At 40.5% G+C, this 17837-nt stretch carries 18 protein-coding genes; 17 read left to right on the plus strand and 1 reads right to left on the minus strand.

Features of this window, described 5'->3' with window-relative positions; translation table 11 throughout:
• Positions 1-126 precede the first annotated feature (126 nt).
• From J2Z37_RS16090 to J2Z37_RS16170, 17 genes are all read left to right on the plus strand, one after another.
• Positions 127-1074 carry an ABC transporter permease gene (locus tag J2Z37_RS16090; protein WP_342453846.1) on the plus strand — a complete coding sequence of 316 codons (948 nt, stop codon included), beginning with the start codon at positions 127-129 and terminating at the stop codon, positions 1072-1074.
• A 12-nt stretch (positions 1075-1086) separates the two neighbouring features.
• Positions 1087-1983, plus strand: a complete 897-nt coding sequence (locus J2Z37_RS16095; protein WP_245203861.1) for a carbohydrate ABC transporter permease — start codon at positions 1087-1089, stop codon at positions 1981-1983.
• Positions 1984-2013: 30 nt separating this feature from the next.
• The gene (locus tag J2Z37_RS16100; RefSeq protein WP_209811307.1) at positions 2014-3687 is read left to right on the plus strand and encodes an ABC transporter substrate-binding protein; all 1674 of its coding nucleotides are present in this window, start codon (positions 2014-2016) and stop codon (positions 3685-3687) included.
• Between the two features lie 22 nt (positions 3688-3709).
• On the plus strand, positions 3710-4009 hold the full coding sequence (locus tag J2Z37_RS16105; RefSeq protein WP_209811308.1) for a hypothetical protein: 300 nt from the start codon (positions 3710-3712) through the stop codon (positions 4007-4009).
• Positions 3993-4787, plus strand: a complete 795-nt coding sequence (locus tag J2Z37_RS16110) for a phytanoyl-CoA dioxygenase family protein (RefSeq protein WP_209811309.1) — start codon at positions 3993-3995, stop codon at positions 4785-4787. Before J2Z37_RS16105 ends, J2Z37_RS16110 begins: the two co-directional genes overlap by 17 nt.
• A gap of 62 nt (positions 4788-4849) precedes the next feature.
• Complete coding sequence (locus J2Z37_RS16115) at positions 4850-5461, plus strand: YesL family protein (protein ID WP_209811310.1); 612 nt, start codon at positions 4850-4852, stop codon at positions 5459-5461.
• Positions 5462-5817: 356 nt separating this feature from the next.
• Positions 5818-6783 carry an aldo/keto reductase gene (locus J2Z37_RS16120; protein ID WP_209811311.1) on the plus strand — a complete coding sequence of 322 codons (966 nt, stop codon included), beginning with the start codon at positions 5818-5820 and terminating at the stop codon, positions 6781-6783.
• A gap of 213 nt (positions 6784-6996) precedes the next feature.
• Positions 6997-7689 carry a GntR family transcriptional regulator gene (locus J2Z37_RS16125; RefSeq protein WP_209811312.1) on the plus strand — a complete coding sequence of 231 codons (693 nt, stop codon included), beginning with the start codon at positions 6997-6999 and terminating at the stop codon, positions 7687-7689.
• A 289-nt stretch (positions 7690-7978) separates the two neighbouring features.
• Entirely contained in the window at positions 7979-8758 is a 780-nt protein-coding gene (locus tag J2Z37_RS16130; RefSeq protein ID WP_209811313.1) for an SDR family NAD(P)-dependent oxidoreductase, read from the plus strand.
• Between the two features lie 23 nt (positions 8759-8781).
• Complete coding sequence (locus tag J2Z37_RS16135) at positions 8782-9618, plus strand: amidohydrolase family protein (RefSeq protein ID WP_209811314.1); 837 nt, start codon at positions 8782-8784, stop codon at positions 9616-9618.
• A 39-nt stretch (positions 9619-9657) separates the two neighbouring features.
• A complete protein-coding gene (locus J2Z37_RS16140; RefSeq protein ID WP_209811315.1) occupies positions 9658-10737 on the plus strand; it encodes a sugar ABC transporter substrate-binding protein in 1080 nt (359 codons plus the stop codon).
• A 105-nt stretch (positions 10738-10842) separates the two neighbouring features.
• Positions 10843-11808, plus strand: coding sequence for an ABC transporter permease (locus J2Z37_RS16145; RefSeq protein ID WP_209811316.1), 966 nt, complete (start codon positions 10843-10845; stop codon positions 11806-11808).
• 29 nt (positions 11809-11837) lie between these two features.
• Positions 11838-12881: an ABC transporter permease gene (locus tag J2Z37_RS16150; RefSeq protein ID WP_209811317.1), complete on the plus strand. Its 1044-nt coding sequence runs from the start codon at positions 11838-11840 to the stop codon at positions 12879-12881.
• Positions 12878-14437 carry a sugar ABC transporter ATP-binding protein gene (locus tag J2Z37_RS16155; RefSeq protein ID WP_209811318.1) on the plus strand — a complete coding sequence of 520 codons (1560 nt, stop codon included), beginning with the start codon at positions 12878-12880 and terminating at the stop codon, positions 14435-14437. The genes J2Z37_RS16150 and J2Z37_RS16155 overlap by 4 nt, the downstream gene beginning before the upstream one ends.
• A 17-nt stretch (positions 14438-14454) precedes the next feature.
• Complete coding sequence (locus J2Z37_RS16160) at positions 14455-14778, plus strand: L-rhamnose mutarotase (protein WP_209811319.1); 324 nt, start codon at positions 14455-14457, stop codon at positions 14776-14778.
• 104 nt (positions 14779-14882) lie between these two features.
• On the plus strand, positions 14883-15983 hold the full coding sequence (locus J2Z37_RS16165; RefSeq protein WP_209811320.1) for a mandelate racemase/muconate lactonizing enzyme family protein: 1101 nt from the start codon (positions 14883-14885) through the stop codon (positions 15981-15983).
• 309 nt (positions 15984-16292) lie between these two features.
• Positions 16293-16403, plus strand: a complete 111-nt coding sequence (locus tag J2Z37_RS16170; RefSeq protein WP_209811321.1) for a putative holin-like toxin — start codon at positions 16293-16295, stop codon at positions 16401-16403.
• A 304-nt stretch (positions 16404-16707) separates the two neighbouring features.
• Here the strand turns inward: J2Z37_RS16170 and J2Z37_RS16175 are convergent, their stop codons facing one another.
• Positions 16708-17679, minus strand: a complete 972-nt coding sequence (locus J2Z37_RS16175) for an NAD(P)H-dependent flavin oxidoreductase (protein WP_209811322.1) — start codon at positions 17677-17679, stop codon at positions 16708-16710.
• Between the last annotated feature and the right edge of the window lie 158 nt (positions 17680-17837).

Raw genomic sequence — 17837 nt, forward strand, 5'->3', positions numbered from 1 at the left:
AAATAATAACTGAATATATACAATTATTTAAATTGTTAATATAGTTAATATAGTGATAAACCCTTTAGTAGCAGAAAGGAGGTGGGAGTTTAATTGGGGGCCGTAAATAGTAAGGAGTATGTCAAAGTGGAATTGAAAAGTGTTACTTATGTAAAGCCAAGGGAAAAAACCACTATTCAAAAGCTCAAACAGTCATGGCGATTGTACGTTTTACTGATACTTCCGCTCGTCTATCTTGCGTTGTTTAAATACGCACCAATGTTTGGGGCTATCATTGCTTTTAAGGACTATCAAGTATCGAAGGGAATCTTGGGAAGTGATTGGGTGGGATTTAAACATTTTCTCCGCTTTTTTCATTGGTATGACTTTTGGAGGGTCATGTGGAACACGATCAGCTTAAGCTTTTATCAGCTTGTGGCATCTTTTCCCTTACCAATCATTCTTGCCCTAAGTATTAATTATGTAAAAAACCAATTTTTTAAGAAAAGCGTACAAATGATTTCTTATGCACCACACTTTATCTCGGTAGTCGTAATGGTTGGGATGATACTGCTGTTTTTCGCTCCGCGTACGGGGATTATCAGCAATATCCTTGTCTTATTTGGGTTTGCCGACATTAATTGGATGGGAAAGCCGGAATACTTTCAGTCAATCTATGTCTGGTCCGGGGTATGGCAAAATGTAGGTTTCTCCTGCATTATTTACTTGGCCGCGTTATCTAGCATTGACCCTTCATTACATGAGGCGGCTGTTGTTGATGGCGCTAGCAAGTTAAGAAGGATCTGGCATATTGACCTACCTGGAATAATGCCTATTGCCATCATTTTGCTGATTTTAAACTTTGGAAACATGATGGAACTTGGATTTGAGAAAGTCCTTTTAATGCAAAACCCATTAAATTTACGTACATCTGAAGTGATAGACACCTATGTATATAAGGTAGGTTTGGTATCTGAAGCGGCTAACTTTTCCTATTCATCAGCCATTGGATTATTTCGAAACATCATTAATCTGATTTTACTCTTGTTAATCAATAGAATGGCAAGGAAGGCAGGGCAAGCTAGTTTATGGTAATGGGGTGAGCGGTTGAATATTCATACAATAAAAGAATCAAGAGGGGATCGAATCTTTACTATTGTCAATTACATTGGATTAACTATTTTCATGATCATGGTTCTCTATCCTTTAATCTATATAGTAAGCGCTTCCTTTAGTTCAACTAAATCAGTGATTTCAGGAGAGATGTGGTTATGGCCTATCGAACCAACCTTAGATGGCTATAAAGCAGTATTTGAACATCACTTAATTTGGAGCGGTTTTTTAAATTCACTGTTTTATACGGTGTTTGGAACACTCATTAATGTCATTATGACTTTATTAGCGGGCTATCCATTATCAAGAAAGGATTTGTACGGAAAAAACTTCATTATGTTTTTGTTTGTATTCACGATGTTCTTTAGTGGGGGATTAATTCCTACTTATATTTTGGTGAAGGATTTAGGGCTGCTAGATACCCGTTGGGCCATGCTTCTTCCAGGTGCCTTAGCAGTGTGGAACGTTATTATTACCCGAACCTTTTTCCAGGTGACAATACCCGATGAATTATTGGAAGCTGCAAAGATTGATGGTTGTTCAGATTTCACCTTTATAACCAAAATTGTATTACCATTGTCTGCGCCAATTATAGCGGTGATTTCATTGTTCTATGCTGTAGGTCATTGGAATCAATTCTTTCAAGCATTAATTTATTTGAAGGACCCCCAATTATTTCCTTTGCAGCTCGTTTTGAGGGACATTTTGGTAATGAATGAAATTAGTTTAGAGATCCTACCGGATGTCGAAAGTGCTGCAGCTCTTGAGGGATTAAGAGAAAAGTTAAAGTACGCCCTCGTTGTTGTGGCTAGTGTACCACTGCTTATTGTCTATCCGTTTGTTCAAAGACACTTTGTAAAAGGTGTTATGCTTGGTTCACTTAAGGGATAATTTAAAAATTCAAAAAGTAGGAGGGATCAAATGGGACGATTCATGGCGGTATGTCTTTCCTTTGTTTTATGCTCTTCGTTATTTTTAATCGGTTGTAGTCAGGATCAGAGTAAGGAAACGGTAAAAAAGAGTGAAGATGCGACCCAAGAGTCCATTGTGACAGATCCAGGCACCTTCCCAATCGTCAAAGATAAAGTGACTTTAAGAGTCATGGTAGGTGCATTACCTTTTATCGAGAACTATGAAACCAATGAGTTTACCAAGTGGTATGAAGAAAAAACCAATGTACACATCGAATGGGAAATCGTCCCATTAAAGAGCATTCAAGAAAAACTGAACATTGCTTTAAATAGTGGAGATTACCCGGATATTATTATGAACATGGAAGTATCTCCAACCCAAATGATGATTTATGGAAACCAAGGAGTATTTCTTCCGCTGAATGACCTCATCGAGAAGTATGGGGTGGAAACGAAAAAAATGTTTGAACAAATGCCCATGGTAAAAGATGCTCTTGCAGCGCCCGATGGGAATATTTATTCTTTGCCTGATGTGAATGATTGCTATCACTGTACCATGCAATATAAAATGTGGATTTATCAGCCATGGCTCGACAAGTTAAGATTAAAAATGCCTGCAACCACAGAGGAGTTCTACCAAGTGTTAAAAGCCTTTAAGGAGCAGGACCCAAATGGGAACGGAAAGGCAGATGAGATACCGCTTGCAGGAGCAACTGTCAACGGTGGAATTATCAATGCAGGGGCAGATACGATTGAGAAATTTTTAATGAATCCATTTATTTACAACGATTATTACACAAGGATGCTGTTAAACGAAGGAGAAATCGATGTTGTATTTAATAAACCAGAGTGGAAAGAAGGGCTAAGTTATCTACACAAGTTGTACGCAGAGGGATTGCTGGCACCCGAATCCTTTACCCAAGATATCGCCCAATTAAAGCAGATGGGTGAAAATCCAAATGTACCCATTCTTGGGGCAGCACCTGCGAAATATACAGGAAGATTTACAGAGCTCTTGGGAGAATCAGGTCGTTGGGCTGATTATAAGGCGGTTCCACCTCTGAAAGGACCGAACGGTGCGCAATACGCAACCTACTATCCTGATCCGACTCGGCCTGGAAAACTCATTATTACCAATGCTACCAAACATCCCGATGTAGCATTCCGTTGGGCAGATGCTTTCTTTTCAGAAGAAATTACTTTGCTGTCCAATTATGGGAGGGAAGATCAAGAATGGAGAAGAGGGAAGGAAGGAGAGATCGGCATCAATGGGGAACCCGCAAAGTATGTAGACAACAATGCCTACGGGAAAGCCCAAAATATCCACTGGTCCTCTACAGCACCCTACTTAAAAACCAATGATTTTCGATTGAGTTGGGCATCTGTTCACCAACCCGATAATGAGGTGATTCTTTACGAAGCAACAAAACAATATGAACAATATACGCCAGAGGTTAGCCAAGTTCTTCCGAAGCTCTTTTTTACCGATGAACAGAGCAGTGAATTGGCAGACCTTGAAATGACGATTAATGGTTATGTTGATCAAATGTTTGCCCGGTTTATCACGGGGGATGCAAACCTTGAAAAGGAATGGGACACTTATTTGGATACATTGCAAGGAATGAACGTCAATCGCTACATCGAAATTTATCAGGAAGCTTATGATGCGAAATATAAGAAGTAAGAAAAGAAGGAGGCCAATATAAATGGAAAAGACTCGCCAGCAAATTTTGATTCTGCATTTAGAGAATCCAGATCTGCAATCCAAAACGGTAGCTTGGGCCCTGTACGATGGAGCTACTCCTGTCGGTCAGAGGCAAATGAGTCCCGGGGATTCCGATACCCCTCCCTACACGTCAGTGTTAGATGCGATGCGTGATGGATGGAATGTGATTCAAGTTGCACAGCTTCCTTATCTTGTTCACGGACATGAATATGACACAGGCATTCTTCCCTTTGAGTACATTATGGAAAGGAAGGTACAGATTCATGACGAAGTCAGATGAGAAAAAATATCTTTTAACTGCCAAACAAATGGCTCAATTCGTTGTAGATGGATTCCTGTTCTTTGACGATTTGATCCCTGAAGAACTAAATAAAGTTGTATTGCAAGAAGAAAAGGAGTTAAAGGATTCCGGATATGACTTCTGGTATAAATCTCAAGCGATTCGCTCCGTTTTTGAGCTTCCGGAAATCAAGGGAATATTACAAAGTCTTATGGGAAATGCCATTTATGATCATTCGTATCTCCACGTAGTAGAGGGAAGGGATATGAAAGGCAGGGGGCATGAATGGCATTATGATTCGACTTACGATGTTCGACCTTATGCATTTGATATTCAGGTCTTCTATTTCGCCCACGATGCACCAGCGGAAATGGGACCTACACTCGTATTACCTGGATCCCACTTGCGAAGAATTAACAGCCGTACGATTGCCCGCTACAAGAATATTGTCGGACAGAGGCAATTAGCCGGAAAAGCAGGCACCATTTGTTTCGTTCACCATGGTTTATGGCACTGTTCCCAGCCCAATTACACAGACCAATCACGTTTTATGTTTAAGGTTCGGTTTCGACCGGATCAGAAGCAATCTAGGCTATTTAACATCGAAGGGTATGATAGTCAGGAAGTGAAGGATATTTTCCTTAATGGTTCTCAAGCCTGGCTGGGGGATGAACGTAAACATGAGATAGTTAGGCGGGCAAAACTATGGCGGTATTTGGTGGATGATGACCTGGTAGATGTTACGCCGGAAAGTGCACTCCAGCGAATGTCAATTTAATAAATAGGAAATAGGGTGGCTTAGCAGCCGCCCTCCAATTATGTTGAGAGAGGAGAAGCCTAATGGAACTAAGGGGGATACTTGGTGTTATTTATCATTTCTGTGAATGGGTCATGAAACTTACCTACGTCAATTTCTTGTTTATCATTTTTACACTCCTCGGAGGGGTTGTTCTCGGTGCTGCTCCTGCGACAACCTCCATGTATACAGTTATCAGAAAATGGATTATGGGTAATCCACATATTCCTATTTTTACAACATTTTGGCATGCTTATCGAAGAGATTTTTTTCAAGCAAATCTAATAGGTTTTATTCTTCTAATTCTGGGATTTATACTGTATTTGGATATTAAATTTGCTGTGATATTTAAGAGTATGATTTGGAATTTCTTTATAATCGTATTCTTATGTCTTTATGGTTTGATTTTGCTCTACATTTTCCCGATTTTCGTTCATTATGAACTGAAAATAATTCAGTACTTTAAGAATGCATTCTTTATTGCCTTCTCCCAACCAATTATGACTACTCTTATGATCGCATCCCTATATCTCGTTTATCTTCTTTTCACGATCCTACCCGGCCTACTTCCTTTTATTGGTGGCAGCCTCATTAGCTTTGTTCTGATGAAGTTGGCATCTATTACTTTTTTAAAGGTTGGTAGATATCAAGAGTGATGACCATTCAGAAAATTGGTAGTTAGTCTTGAAGCATAGTAACAGCTATGTTATAGCTTAGGCAAACAAGGTAGCGTAATCGCAGACGACAAATCGCTGTCGAGCTTCACCTTGGAAAAGGAGCCTACCCACTTCTCTGGGCAAAAGCGTTAGCTAGACGAAGCCTTAATAAATTGTTCCAGCAGTTTGAGGTTGGTTGAATCTAGAGTCATCTGATCGAGGCAATTGTTGACTTCTAGGGAATCGGAGAACAAGCAACTACTTTTATCAATATTGTCTAATGGATAATAGTAGTCTATAATTATAATCTAGTAAGAATATATCATAAATTCAAAAATGAAGGAGAGTGTCGCTTCATGTCTCAAACTTTGCTTTCCAAGCGTCCATTTGGCCGTACTGGCATGTTTGTCACACCGGTTTGTGTTGGTGGTGCCCCACTCGGTAATATGCCAGAAACTTTTGCCTTCAGCGTACCCGAAGAAAACGCATTGGCTACCATTCGCGCCGCCTTTGAAAGTCCAATTAACTTCCTTGACACATCTGCAATATATGGAGAGGGTGAGAGTGAGCGCCGAATTGGCAAGGTAATTAGAGAAATGGGTGGGCTGCCATCAGACTTTGTTCTTGCTACCAAAGCAGACCGCTGCTCCAAGACCGGTGATTTCAGCGGTGAGCAAATCAAAAGGTCAATTGAAGGAAGTCTCTCTCGATTGGGTTTAGAGAGACTACAATATGTTTACATCCATGACCCAGAACATACTACTTTTGAAAATATTATGGGGCCTGGTGGTGCGCTTGAGGTGCTAAAAAGCTTCAAGCAACAAGGAGTTATTGAACACATTGGGATTTCTGGCGGTCCCATTGAGATGCTCATTCGTTACGTGGAAACAGAGGAATTCAGCGCTGTTGAGACGCATAACCGTTTCACTTTACTTAACCGATCTGCGGGGCCTTTACTCGATGTGGCCAGTCGGTTGGGGGTTGCAGTTATTAATGCCGCGCCATATGGCAGTGGCATGTTAGCCAAGGGACCGGACGCCTATGCTCGCTACGCTTATACAGAAGCGCCACCGTTGTTGCTTGAACGTGCACGTTCAATGGCAAAAAAATGCCAAGAATTTAATATACCCCTAGCCGCAGCAGCTCTTCAATTCTCTATGCGTGATCCTCGAGTCACGAGTACGGTTGTGGGCATGACCAAGCCGGAACGAATCTCCCAGACGTTGGAACTTGCCAGTTACGAAATTCCGTCCGAGCTTTGGACGGCTTTGGACGCCATCGGATTTGAAACCGATGATCCTGAAGCGAATAGATTTAATTAAGATCATGAGGGGATCCTTCAGCCTAAAAATTCTAGTCTAGGGGACACCCTCATTCTTTTCAAGGGTTATATTATTGGAAAATGGAGTTCGTCTGCAATAGTTTATTAGGTTGAATACAAGTTTAAATTGGTATTCAAAGTATTTTCATTGTGATGTTGACTAAAAAATAGCCCAATAGTCAGCAATTAACTAAAACAAATAGGAGGAAAAATATTGAAGCAAGATTACACGATTAAATTAGAAGAAATAAAACTCGATGAAGGCGATATTAAAAATGGTGTATACGATTTATTGAAAAAAATGGTAATGAGAAGGGATTTCACACCAAATGAAAGATTAGATGCCTACGAGATTGCCAAGAAACTTGGAGTAAGCAGGACTCCTGTAAGAGATGCCTTAAATATGCTAGATAGTGAAGGCTTTGTTAAAACTTTACCGAGAAAAGGCACATTTGTTGTCGGAATGTATAAAGAAGACGTTATACATTTGTTTCAATACCGGGAAATGGTGGAGTTATTTTCATTGAATGTAGGCTTTGAATATCTTCAAAAGAATATAGCTGTGCTGGAAAATCTCATCAATTACTGGGAGATGATTCAAAATGATCGTGAGTATGATCGTGGTGAGATTATGGAAAACGACTCGAAGATTCACAAGTTTATTGTAGCTAGTTCGGAAAACCCTAAAATTATAAATTCCTACGATAATTTACAATGCCATGTGAAGGTTGCTAGATCCTATTATCAGCCACATAAAAGATTGAATGAAACACATCAAGAACATAAGCAAATTTTACAGTCGATCGAAAAAGGGGATAAGGAGGCTGCCAAAATCCATTTGAAAAATCACTTAGAAAATTCGAAAGAGAATTTACTTAGTCAATTGGAACTTACAAAGGTGTTTTAGAATAAATGTCACTCTTAACTAAATAGTCGGTTATTAAATAATCTTAATTTTTGTAGTTTTTTATATTGAAAATATTGGCGAAAGATGCTATCTTTTCTTTAGCGAGTATATTACCTGATATATTACATGAAATATCAAACGGTGTGTTTGTTGATATTTTTTGTGATATACCTCATGGTATATCAGGTGAAATATAAGTATTCTGCGTTTACCGTGCGAGAATGTTACCTGGATACTTACTCGTGTTCTATGGTGTTTTTTAAAAATTGGAAGGGAAGGGGGAATTAGATTGTTTAAAGACAAGGTAACAATCATTACGGGAGGAACTTCTGGCATAGGAGGGGCTTGTACTCGAATTTTTGCGGAGAGAGGCTCTAAGGTTGTGTTCACCAGCAATAGAAGAGAAGAAGGGGAAGAATACGAAAAACAACTATTAAAAAATGGTTATGATTGTAAGTTCTTCGAATGTGACGTGGTCAATGAAGAAGAAATTATTCAGGTGATTCATGAAACCGTATCCAAATATGGAAAAGTCAACCATATTGTGAATAACGCTGGGGTACATATTTCGAAAATGATGGATGAATATACCAATGAGGATTTTGATCGCTTGTTTACGATCAACGTAAAAAGTTATTTCTGGCACATGAAACATGCCATTCCCTATCTTAAAAAGGAAAGTGGGTCCATTGTGAACATCGCTTCGGCCACGGGGAAGGTAGGGCAATACGCTGGATCCCTTTATGCAGCAACAAAAGGAGCCGTCATGTCCCTTACGAAATCTGCGGCACTGGACTATGCGAGAAGCCCTGTCAGAGTCAATGCGATCCTTCCTGGATTTGTAGATACCCCACTTCTTCAAAATTGGATCAACCAGCAAGCTGATCCCGAGTTGACAAGGAAGTTTTTAGGGAAAAATCAAGCCATTGGAAGGCTAACTGCTCCCGAAGAAATTGCTAGACTCGCTGCGTTCCTGGCTAGTGAAGATGCCTCTACCGTAACAGGGGCGATTGTTGATGCGGATGGGGGAGCAACATTAGATTATTCTCCGGCAACTATTGAATACTAATTGTCATTTAAGGGAGGAGCCAAATGAAAATTGATTCACACCAACATTACTGGAAACTAAGCAGAGGTGACTATGGTTGGTTGGAACCACATATGGAAAAGATCTACCGGGATTTTACTCCCGAAGATTTGCAACCCCATTTAGAAAAGTTCCAAATTGACAAAACGATTGTTGTCCAAGCAGCACCTACCATGGAAGAAACCGAGTATTTACTAGAGTTATATACAAAATATGAATCTATTGCTGGGGTTGTTGGCTGGATTGATATGGACTCAGATCAATTTAAGGAAAATTTCTTCCGTTTTCGTGAAAACGAAGGATTTGTCGGAATACGACCGATGCTGCATGATATTGAGGACGACCGATGGATCTTACGCCCGAAAGTCATGAAGAACTTGGAAGTATTAATTGAAGAGGATTTTCCTATCGACATTCTCATTCGTCCAAGACATTTGCCACATATTCTGGAAATGTTTGAGCAACTGCCCCAATTAAGGGCCGTGATCGATCATATTGCCAAACCACTGATTGCTAAAGGAATCCTAGAGCCGTGGAATGAGCAAATGAGACAAATTGCTGGTTATGAGAAAGTGATGTGTAAACTATCAGGGATGGTAACAGAGGCGGATCACGAAAACTGGAAAGTAGAAGATCTGATTCCTTACGTTACCCATGTGGTTGAGATATTTGGAACAGATAAAGTGATGTATGGAAGCGATTGGCCTGTTTGTCTTTTTGCAGGTAGCTATAGTGAAATACACAATGCCTTGACTGAAGCACTGCCTCAAAACTTATCCAAAGAACAATTAGCGGCGATCTTCGGTGACAATGCAAAGCATTTTTATAAGTTAAATCTATAGTAGTTACTATTCTAACAATCAATTAGGAGTGAAAAAGTCATGTTAAAAAAGCACTGGTTAACTGGATTAATTATGGTACTAGCTTTTTCTTTGACTGGTTGTTCATCCGTTGTTACGACATCGGATTCTAAGAATTCACAGCCACCATCGAAAGAATCTGCGGCGCCTGGTAAGGATCAAGCATCTGAAAAAAAATACAAGTTTGCGGTAGTACCTGCTGGAGTTCATCCTTTTTTTGAACCGATGGAAGGGGCAGCGCAACAGGCTGCTAAGGATTTTGGATTCCCAGAAGTTACGTATCAATCACCACAAAAATGGAACCAGACAGAGCAAAATGTCATACTGGATGGATTAGTTGCGAAAGGTTATACAGGAATTGCGATGTTTCCAGCAGATCCTGTAGCATCAAATGAGGAAATCTCCAAAATTGTAAAACAAGGGATCCCTGTTATTGCTGTCGGCGGAAGTCCAGCAGAACCAACCGATACTCTTTTTACACTTGCAACCGATGTATATGAATCTGCCTACCAGGCCACACAGCACTTAATTAAGTCCATGGGAGATAAAGGGAATATCGTCCACCTTACGGGGTTAATTACAGACCCTAACACACAGCTGCGGATCAAAGCAGTAGAAACAGCTGTATCGGAACATCCGGATGTAAAACTGATTCAAACGATCTCCGATATTGATGCTGCTGAACCAGCGCAGAATGCAATTAGCAGTTTGTTAGCAGCGAAACGCTCTGAGCTTGACGGAATTGTGGCAACCGCATACATTCCTTCCGCTACTGTGGCAAGACAGTTCAAACAGCTGGGTGAAAATAGAATTAAGGCGATTCTAATAGATACCGACCAATCCGTTTTAGACGGGATAAAGGAAGGGTATATTGAAGGTACCATGTCTCAGAACCCTTGGGGAATGGCTTATATCGCTTCCTATACTTTAAAACTATTAGAAGACGGATATACCTGGAAAGACGATGCACCCTACTTTATCAATGCCGGAACCTTCTTGGTTAACAAAGAAAACATCGATAACTATGATGATCTAGTAGATCAAACAACAAAGGATATCTTAAAGGATTGGGAAACCAAATACCTTAATGCACCGAAATAAGTCTAAGGAATGAAATAGAGATGTCCCTTCTCCTTGAAGGGACATCTCAAAATTTATGATCGATAGGAGAAGTCCATATTATGCTAGGTTAAGGAGGGAAAGTTCATGTCACAGAAGATCATACAAAAATTAATAAAATGGGAAATGGCCGGTGTGATTTTGCCAATCCTGTTGATTAGCTTATTGCTTCATTTTTTAGCGGATGGTTTCTTAACCCCATTTAATCTCGATTCGCTTGCCTTAACAGTTGCCATCACAAGTATTGTGGGATTGTCACAATTGTTAACCCTTTCCATCGGACAGTTTAATCTCGCTTTAGGCTCCATGGGGGCCTTTACCGCGATGTTACTAGGCGCGTTGTTAGAAAAATATGGAGTACCCGTTCTGTGGGCCATCCTCATCGGTGTAGCCGCAGGAACACTTCTAGGTATGATTCAGGGACTATTGATTGTCAAAACGGGAATCAATCCCTTTATTATTACCTTGGCTCTATCCAGTGTCATTTTAGGGATTGCTACTGCCGTAACCCGCGGAGAGGCTTACTTTCAATTACCAGAAACTTTTAAATTAATCGGTAAACTATATATTTTTAACATTCCACTATTGTTTTTGATTGCGGTTTTTGTTGCGATTATTGTTTTTATCATTATGAATAAAACACCGCTTGGCAGGCAAATCCTCGCAACGGGTGCAAATGCAAAAGCAGCTTTGTTCTCGGGAATCAATACTGCAAAAATTATTATTATCGTCCATTCATTAAGTGGGGCATTGGCAGGTTTAGCAGGAATCCTACAGGTCGCAAGGCTGGGGTCAGCTCAGTTGTCGATTGGAATGGACTGGCTGCTTGTTTCATTTGCAGCACCCGTATTGGGAGGAACACTTCTCTCGGGTGGAAAAGTTACCGTTTTTGGTACCCTGTTTGGTGCGATTCTTATGGCCATCATCATCAATGGATTGGTCCTGATTAATATCAATTCATTTTGGTTCCAATTATTTTTAGGGGTTATCTTGCTTGCAGCCTTTGAGATGAATAGAATTCGTCTTCTTCTATTAGGACAAAAGGGCAATTAATTTTACTTTCATAGAAAGGAGTGGAAACAATGAGTATGCCAGAAAAATCTCTCATGCCGACCGAACCCATGGTAAATAAGGTTTCTTTAAAGGGGATTCGGAATTCGAATAGCTTAAGCATATTAGGTATCATTGTGTTGTTTTCGCTTGGATTGACTGCTGTAAGTAAGGACTTTCTTACAGCGACCAATTTATTTGTTGTTGCACAGGCTTTTTCCATAACAGCATTAGTAGGATTAGCCCAAATGGTAGTGCTCGGAAGCGGTGGAATGAACCTGTCCGTCGGAGCCATTGGAGGTCTTGTGGGTATCGTTACCGGTGGTTTGATGGATAGCTTGGGATTACCCATCATCTTGTCCATTTTAATCGGGGTCATTGTCGGTTCTCTATGTGGTTTATTAAATGGATTGATTATCACACGAATGGGGGCAACCAGTGTATCCTCCTTTTTGGCCACTTTGGCTACATCGAGTGTTTTCTTGGGTCTAAATATGGGTATTACGAATGCGCAGCCATTTTACAATATCCCTGCCAGTTACACATTTCTTGGGAATGGGAAGATCATTGGGATCCCAATGATTATGATAATTACGCTTATTATTGCTGCCTTGCTTGGTTTTGTTTTCAAGTATACAGGTCTTGGAAGACAAATTCTTGCCTTAGGGGGCAACTTAAAATGTGCTGAGCTATCCGGAATCCTCGTTCAACGTACGGTGTTGATTACCCACGTTATTTCTGCCGTGTTGGCATCTGTTGCCGCCATTCTTCTAGTTGCACGATTGACATCGGCACAACCCGATATAGGGAATGACTGGATGCTCTTTTCTTTTGCCGCTCCACTCATTGGCGGGACCAGATTAATGGGGGGAAAGGTAAGTGTCAGTGGGACGGTTCTTGGAGCATTATTGCTCGCATTAATATCGAATGGATTGGTCCACTTAAACCTTGATATCTACTGGATGACCTTCATTCAAGGGATGATCATCCTGGCAGCTGTTAGTATTGACCGTATTCGTGTGGTAAGAGAAGAAAGGTCACAAAGAAAACAACGACAGGAGCGTGAAGCAGCATGAGTACAAACCGAATGGAGAATGCGGAAAGTTCTGTTCCTGTCCTGGAACTTAAAAATATTAGTAAAAGCTTCCCCGGGGTGAAAGCCCTTGATAACGTTTCACTTACATTGAATAAAGGGGAAGTCCTTGCCTTGATGGGCGAAAACGGTGCGGGAAAAAGCACTTTAATCAAGATTATCACAGGCGTTTATACACCAGACGAAGGATCCATTCTTTTAAATGGGCAAAATGTCTCTTTTTCGAATCCACATGAGCCTATACACCAAGGGATTAATGTGGTTCACCAAGAGAGAAACTTGGTACCGACTTTTACGGTGGCAGAAAATATCCTTCTTGAGAGAATTACCAAAAAATCATTCTCCGTTATTGATAAAAATCAATTATTTAAGGATGCACAACAGTATATCGATATGGTTGGGCTCAATGTCTCTCCAGAAACCAATGTGGAGACGCTAAGTGCGGGGCAAAAACAATTAATTGAGATAGCAAAAGCGTTATCATCCAATGCAAAAATAATGCTTCTAGACGAGCCGACTGCTTCTATCTCTCTGAAAGAAGCTAATAAGTTAATAGACACTGTGCGTGAACTGCAAAAACAAGGCGTATCCTTTATATATGTGAGTCACAAACTCGAAGAAATATTCCAAATCGCGAGTTCAGTTACCGTTTTAAGGGACGGGAAAAATGCTGGGCCAAAATCATCGATTAAAGATTTGAACAGGGATTCCTTAATATCCATGATGGTAGGTAGAAAAGAAAATAAACTAAGTTTCCCAATCAAAGAAATGAAAAATGATAGTGAAATTGTATTAAAGGTAAAGGACCTAAGAAGTAATGAGAGTTACAAAAAGAAAAGCTTCCAGCTAGCAAAAGGAGAGATTCTTGGATGGTACGGCTTAGTGGGTTCTGGCCGTACGGAACTTGCTAGAGTTCTAACAGGGATTGACCCAGCTACAAGCGGAGACATTGAAATAAAGGGAAAAAAGGTGAATATTAACTCGGTTAGTGATGCCTTAAACAAACATAAAATTGCATATATTAGTGAAAACAGAAAAGAAGAAGGGCTATTTTTGATGCACCCCATTTTTAATAATGTGGCAGCATCCATCTGGAATCGAATCCGCAACCGGTTTTTCACACTCAGTATGAACACGGAAAAAATGATCGCTGAAGAATATAAATCGAAACTCGAAATTAAAACGCCGAGCGTTTTGCAAATTGTTGGTAATTTAAGTGGGGGAAACCAACAGAAGGTGAGTATTGCCAAGGGATTATCAACTGAACCGGAAATATTGATCTTTGATGAGCCAACCGTAGGAATCGATGTGAAAACGAAAGCCGAGATTCACCAATTGATTTGGGATCTTGCCGAAAGCGGAAAATCTGTGATTGTCATCTCTTCTGACATGCCGGAGATCATCCAACTCGTAGATCGAATCCTCGTTTTCCGAAATGAGGAGATCTCAGGTGACATTATCAACAATAAAAACTATGACGTGATGAGTAAGGAGATTATGGAAAATATTATCGGTGGTGGAGAACAAAAGATTTCTTAAAAGGAGGTGACAAGTTCATGCAAAGATATGGAAGTGTGATACGAGTCAAGCCGGAAAAACTGGAAGAATACAAACAACTTCATGCAAATGTTTGGCCTGGAGTAGTGAAAATGATTAAGGAGTGTAACATTCAAAACTATTCTATCTTCCATAAAGACGGCTATCTATTTAGTTATATGGAATATGTGGGTGAAGATTATGAGGCAGATATGGCAAGAATGGCGTCGGATTCCACTACCCAAGAATGGTGGAGTGTTTGCGGACCGTGTCAGGAACGCCTTGAGACCCGAAAAAAGGGTGAGTGGTGGGCATCTATGGAAGAAGTGTTTCACGTAGAATAAGAAAACAAGTGATAGAATTCAAGATTACAAAAGTTGAACCGTTTATTGTCTATGATTAAGCCCAGTTCAGAATAAAAAATAATAACAAAAAGGGGCTAGTAAAAATGAAAATTATTAAAGCAGAACTTTTTATGATTGTATTAAAACCAAAGGTAAAAAGAACAGACGCGATCCAATCTTTTGAAGCGCAGGAAACTCCAATTGTACGCCTAACAACTGAATCCGGTCAATTTGGTGAAGGTTACACCTATACGATTGGAACAGGCGGTTCTTCCATTGTAGCGTTACTAAAGGATCACTTATTACCGAAACTTATTGGTCGTGATGCTACTATGATTGAAAGTATATGGCATGACTTACTAATGTCTACACACGCAACGTCTGTAGGGGCAATTACTTCATTAGCGCTAACAGCCATTGACACTGCATTATGGGATTTGAAGTGTAAAATGATGAATTTACCATTATATAAAGTTGCTGGTGGTTCAAAAGACAAAATCCGTCTCTATACAACTGAAGGTGGTTGGCTGCATATGAGTCAGGAGGAGTTGGTCAATGACGCTTTAGCAGCAAAAGCACAAGGATTTGGTGGTTCTAAGGTTAAAATTGGTTCACCCAGTGCTGAACGTGATGTGCAGAGATTAAGGGCTGTACGCGAGGCTGTGGGACCAGACTATATGATTATGACAGACTGTAATCAAGCCTTGACATTAGCCGATGCAAAGCAACGCGCCGATCTGCTAGAAAAGGTAGTATTAACTTGGATTGAGGAGCCTTTACTAGCACACGATGTAGCTTCCCATAGAGAATTATGTCAATCCACTACTATACCTGTTGCGGTTGGTGAATCTATTTATTCAATCCATCATTTTAAAGAATATTTACAAAGTAATGCGGCTGATATCATTCAAGTTGATGTAGCAAGAATTGGTGGAATTACACCTTGGCTGAAAGTTGCTCATATGACAGAGTGTTTTAACAAAATAGTTTGCCCTCACTTCTTAATGGAGTTGCATGTTTCATTATGCTGTGCAATCAATAATAGTAGATGGCTAGAATATATTCCGCAGCTAGATGAGATTACAAAATCAAAGGTAACAATTAAAGATGGTTTTGCTTACCCATCCCAAAAACCTGGCATAGGAATAGATTGGGATTGGGAAAAAATCCAAAACGAAACAGTTGTTAATATAATTATTGAATAGAGACTTCTACGAGGAAACCATTCCCTAGATGTTCGAGAAATAGAAACAGCACAGATCACCTTATCTGTGCTTTTTTCATTTATTCAAAGAATCGCAGACGGTGAAGCGCGACAACGCTTCACCTCAGAACAGGAGCCGATGGACCCCTTCTCTGAGAAAAAGCTTTAGCTTAGCAAAGTCGAATACCAAATAATTTCACAACAGGAATATATGTTCCTGTTGTTATGCTTTGTGGTATAATCTTCTTGTACAATAGAATAGGCTCCTCAAGGGTGGTCGGCTCATCCCCGGATGAAAGGGGGTGAGAACATGGTGTCAATACAAGAAGCAATTGACCTTGCAATCAATTTCGGCAACTTCACACTAACATTTATTGGTGTAGTTATTGCCGTTTTGACACTTCTAAGCAAAAAGAAATAGACCGCCCTTGAGCTACCAACTCAGCGGTCTATTTCCCATATCTTGAGCCGACCCCATTTGGGGAACGTCTGTTGTACATGACCGATCGTGTTCCAGCACGATCGGTCTTTTTAGTTTATACTCTAATCTTTAGTATTATTATACATAGACTTGTCAAAAATGTAAAATCATCAAAAGTGGGTAAGAAGTGCTTTGATCGCAGACGCCAGACCCCATCTCTAAGTTTAAGCTTGGCGAATCGCAGACAGTAAAGTGCTTGCCTATCCCATTCGGATACCGCACCTCTGGCTTTCCTTTTTTTATATTATCCTTTGTAAACGAATTGTTGCCCACGTGATAAACTTTCCTCAGCCTCTTCGCCGATTGCTTTTAAAATGTTTGGCGCTGAGTCAATACAATGGATTAGGCTAACACCTTCCCCCGCAAAAATGTGAATGGTGTTAATGTCTCCTGTTTGAAGACCTAATTGGTATTCCCTGACCACTTTATCCTCATTTGCTTTTAATTCATTTTCCCTCCCATCCCAATGATTGAAAAATTCATTGCGTATTGCTCTCCCCGTAAATGGGGGTGGCCAGTTTAGCCTGCGAACGATATCAAAAACTGTGGTACGCGCTACATCATTCCCTTTGGCAGATATGATACATTCCTTAGCCTGTTCAAAGCCAATAGACTCTTCCGTTGCATAAAACCGTGTCCCAATCATTGCCCCCGCTGCACCAAGCATGATGGATGCCGCCAACCCCCGGCCATCCACGATTCCACCCGCTGCCAATACAGGGATAGGGGATACCCTATCAACAATAGAAGGGACCAATGGAAGTGTGGCACGCGCAGCACCATGTCCACCGGCTTCTGTTCCTTGGGCAACGATCAGATCAGCTCCAGCTTCCATCGCCAATTCGGCTTGTTCTTCATCCTGAACTTGACAGATCAACTTGCAATTTTGGGCCTTAATCATTTTCGCGTATTCCCTTGGATCTCCAAATGAAAGCAAAAATACATCTGGGTTATACTTTAATGCCAATTCAACGGTATCACGTTCTACCGCCCATGTAATCAATCCGACACCCCATGAACGACTGGTTTGTTCACGTACGATAGATAGCTCCTGCTTTAATACATCATGATCCCCATATCCACCACCGACTAGGCCAAGCCCTCCTGCGTTCGAAACCGCTGCAGCCAATCTTCCCCCGGGTACCCCTCCCATTGGGGCCAATACAATAGGGTATTGCAGGTCAAACATCTCCGTTAGTAACGTCCTAATAGCCAATGTATACACATCCTTTTTCTTTACGGGGACTTTAATCCACCGTTTGTACAAATGCCATCAATAATCCATAGTATTCTTTAGTAGACTGGGAAATCCTCTAGGATTCAATAAATTCAAATAAAGGAGGGATCGTGCTCCTTATACTTCAACTGAATTTT

Origin of the sequence: Ammoniphilus resinae (genome assembly GCF_017873965.1) — a bacterium.
In the GTDB taxonomy this organism is placed as follows: domain Bacteria; phylum Bacillota; class Bacilli; order Aneurinibacillales; family RAOX-1; genus Ammoniphilus_A; species Ammoniphilus_A resinae.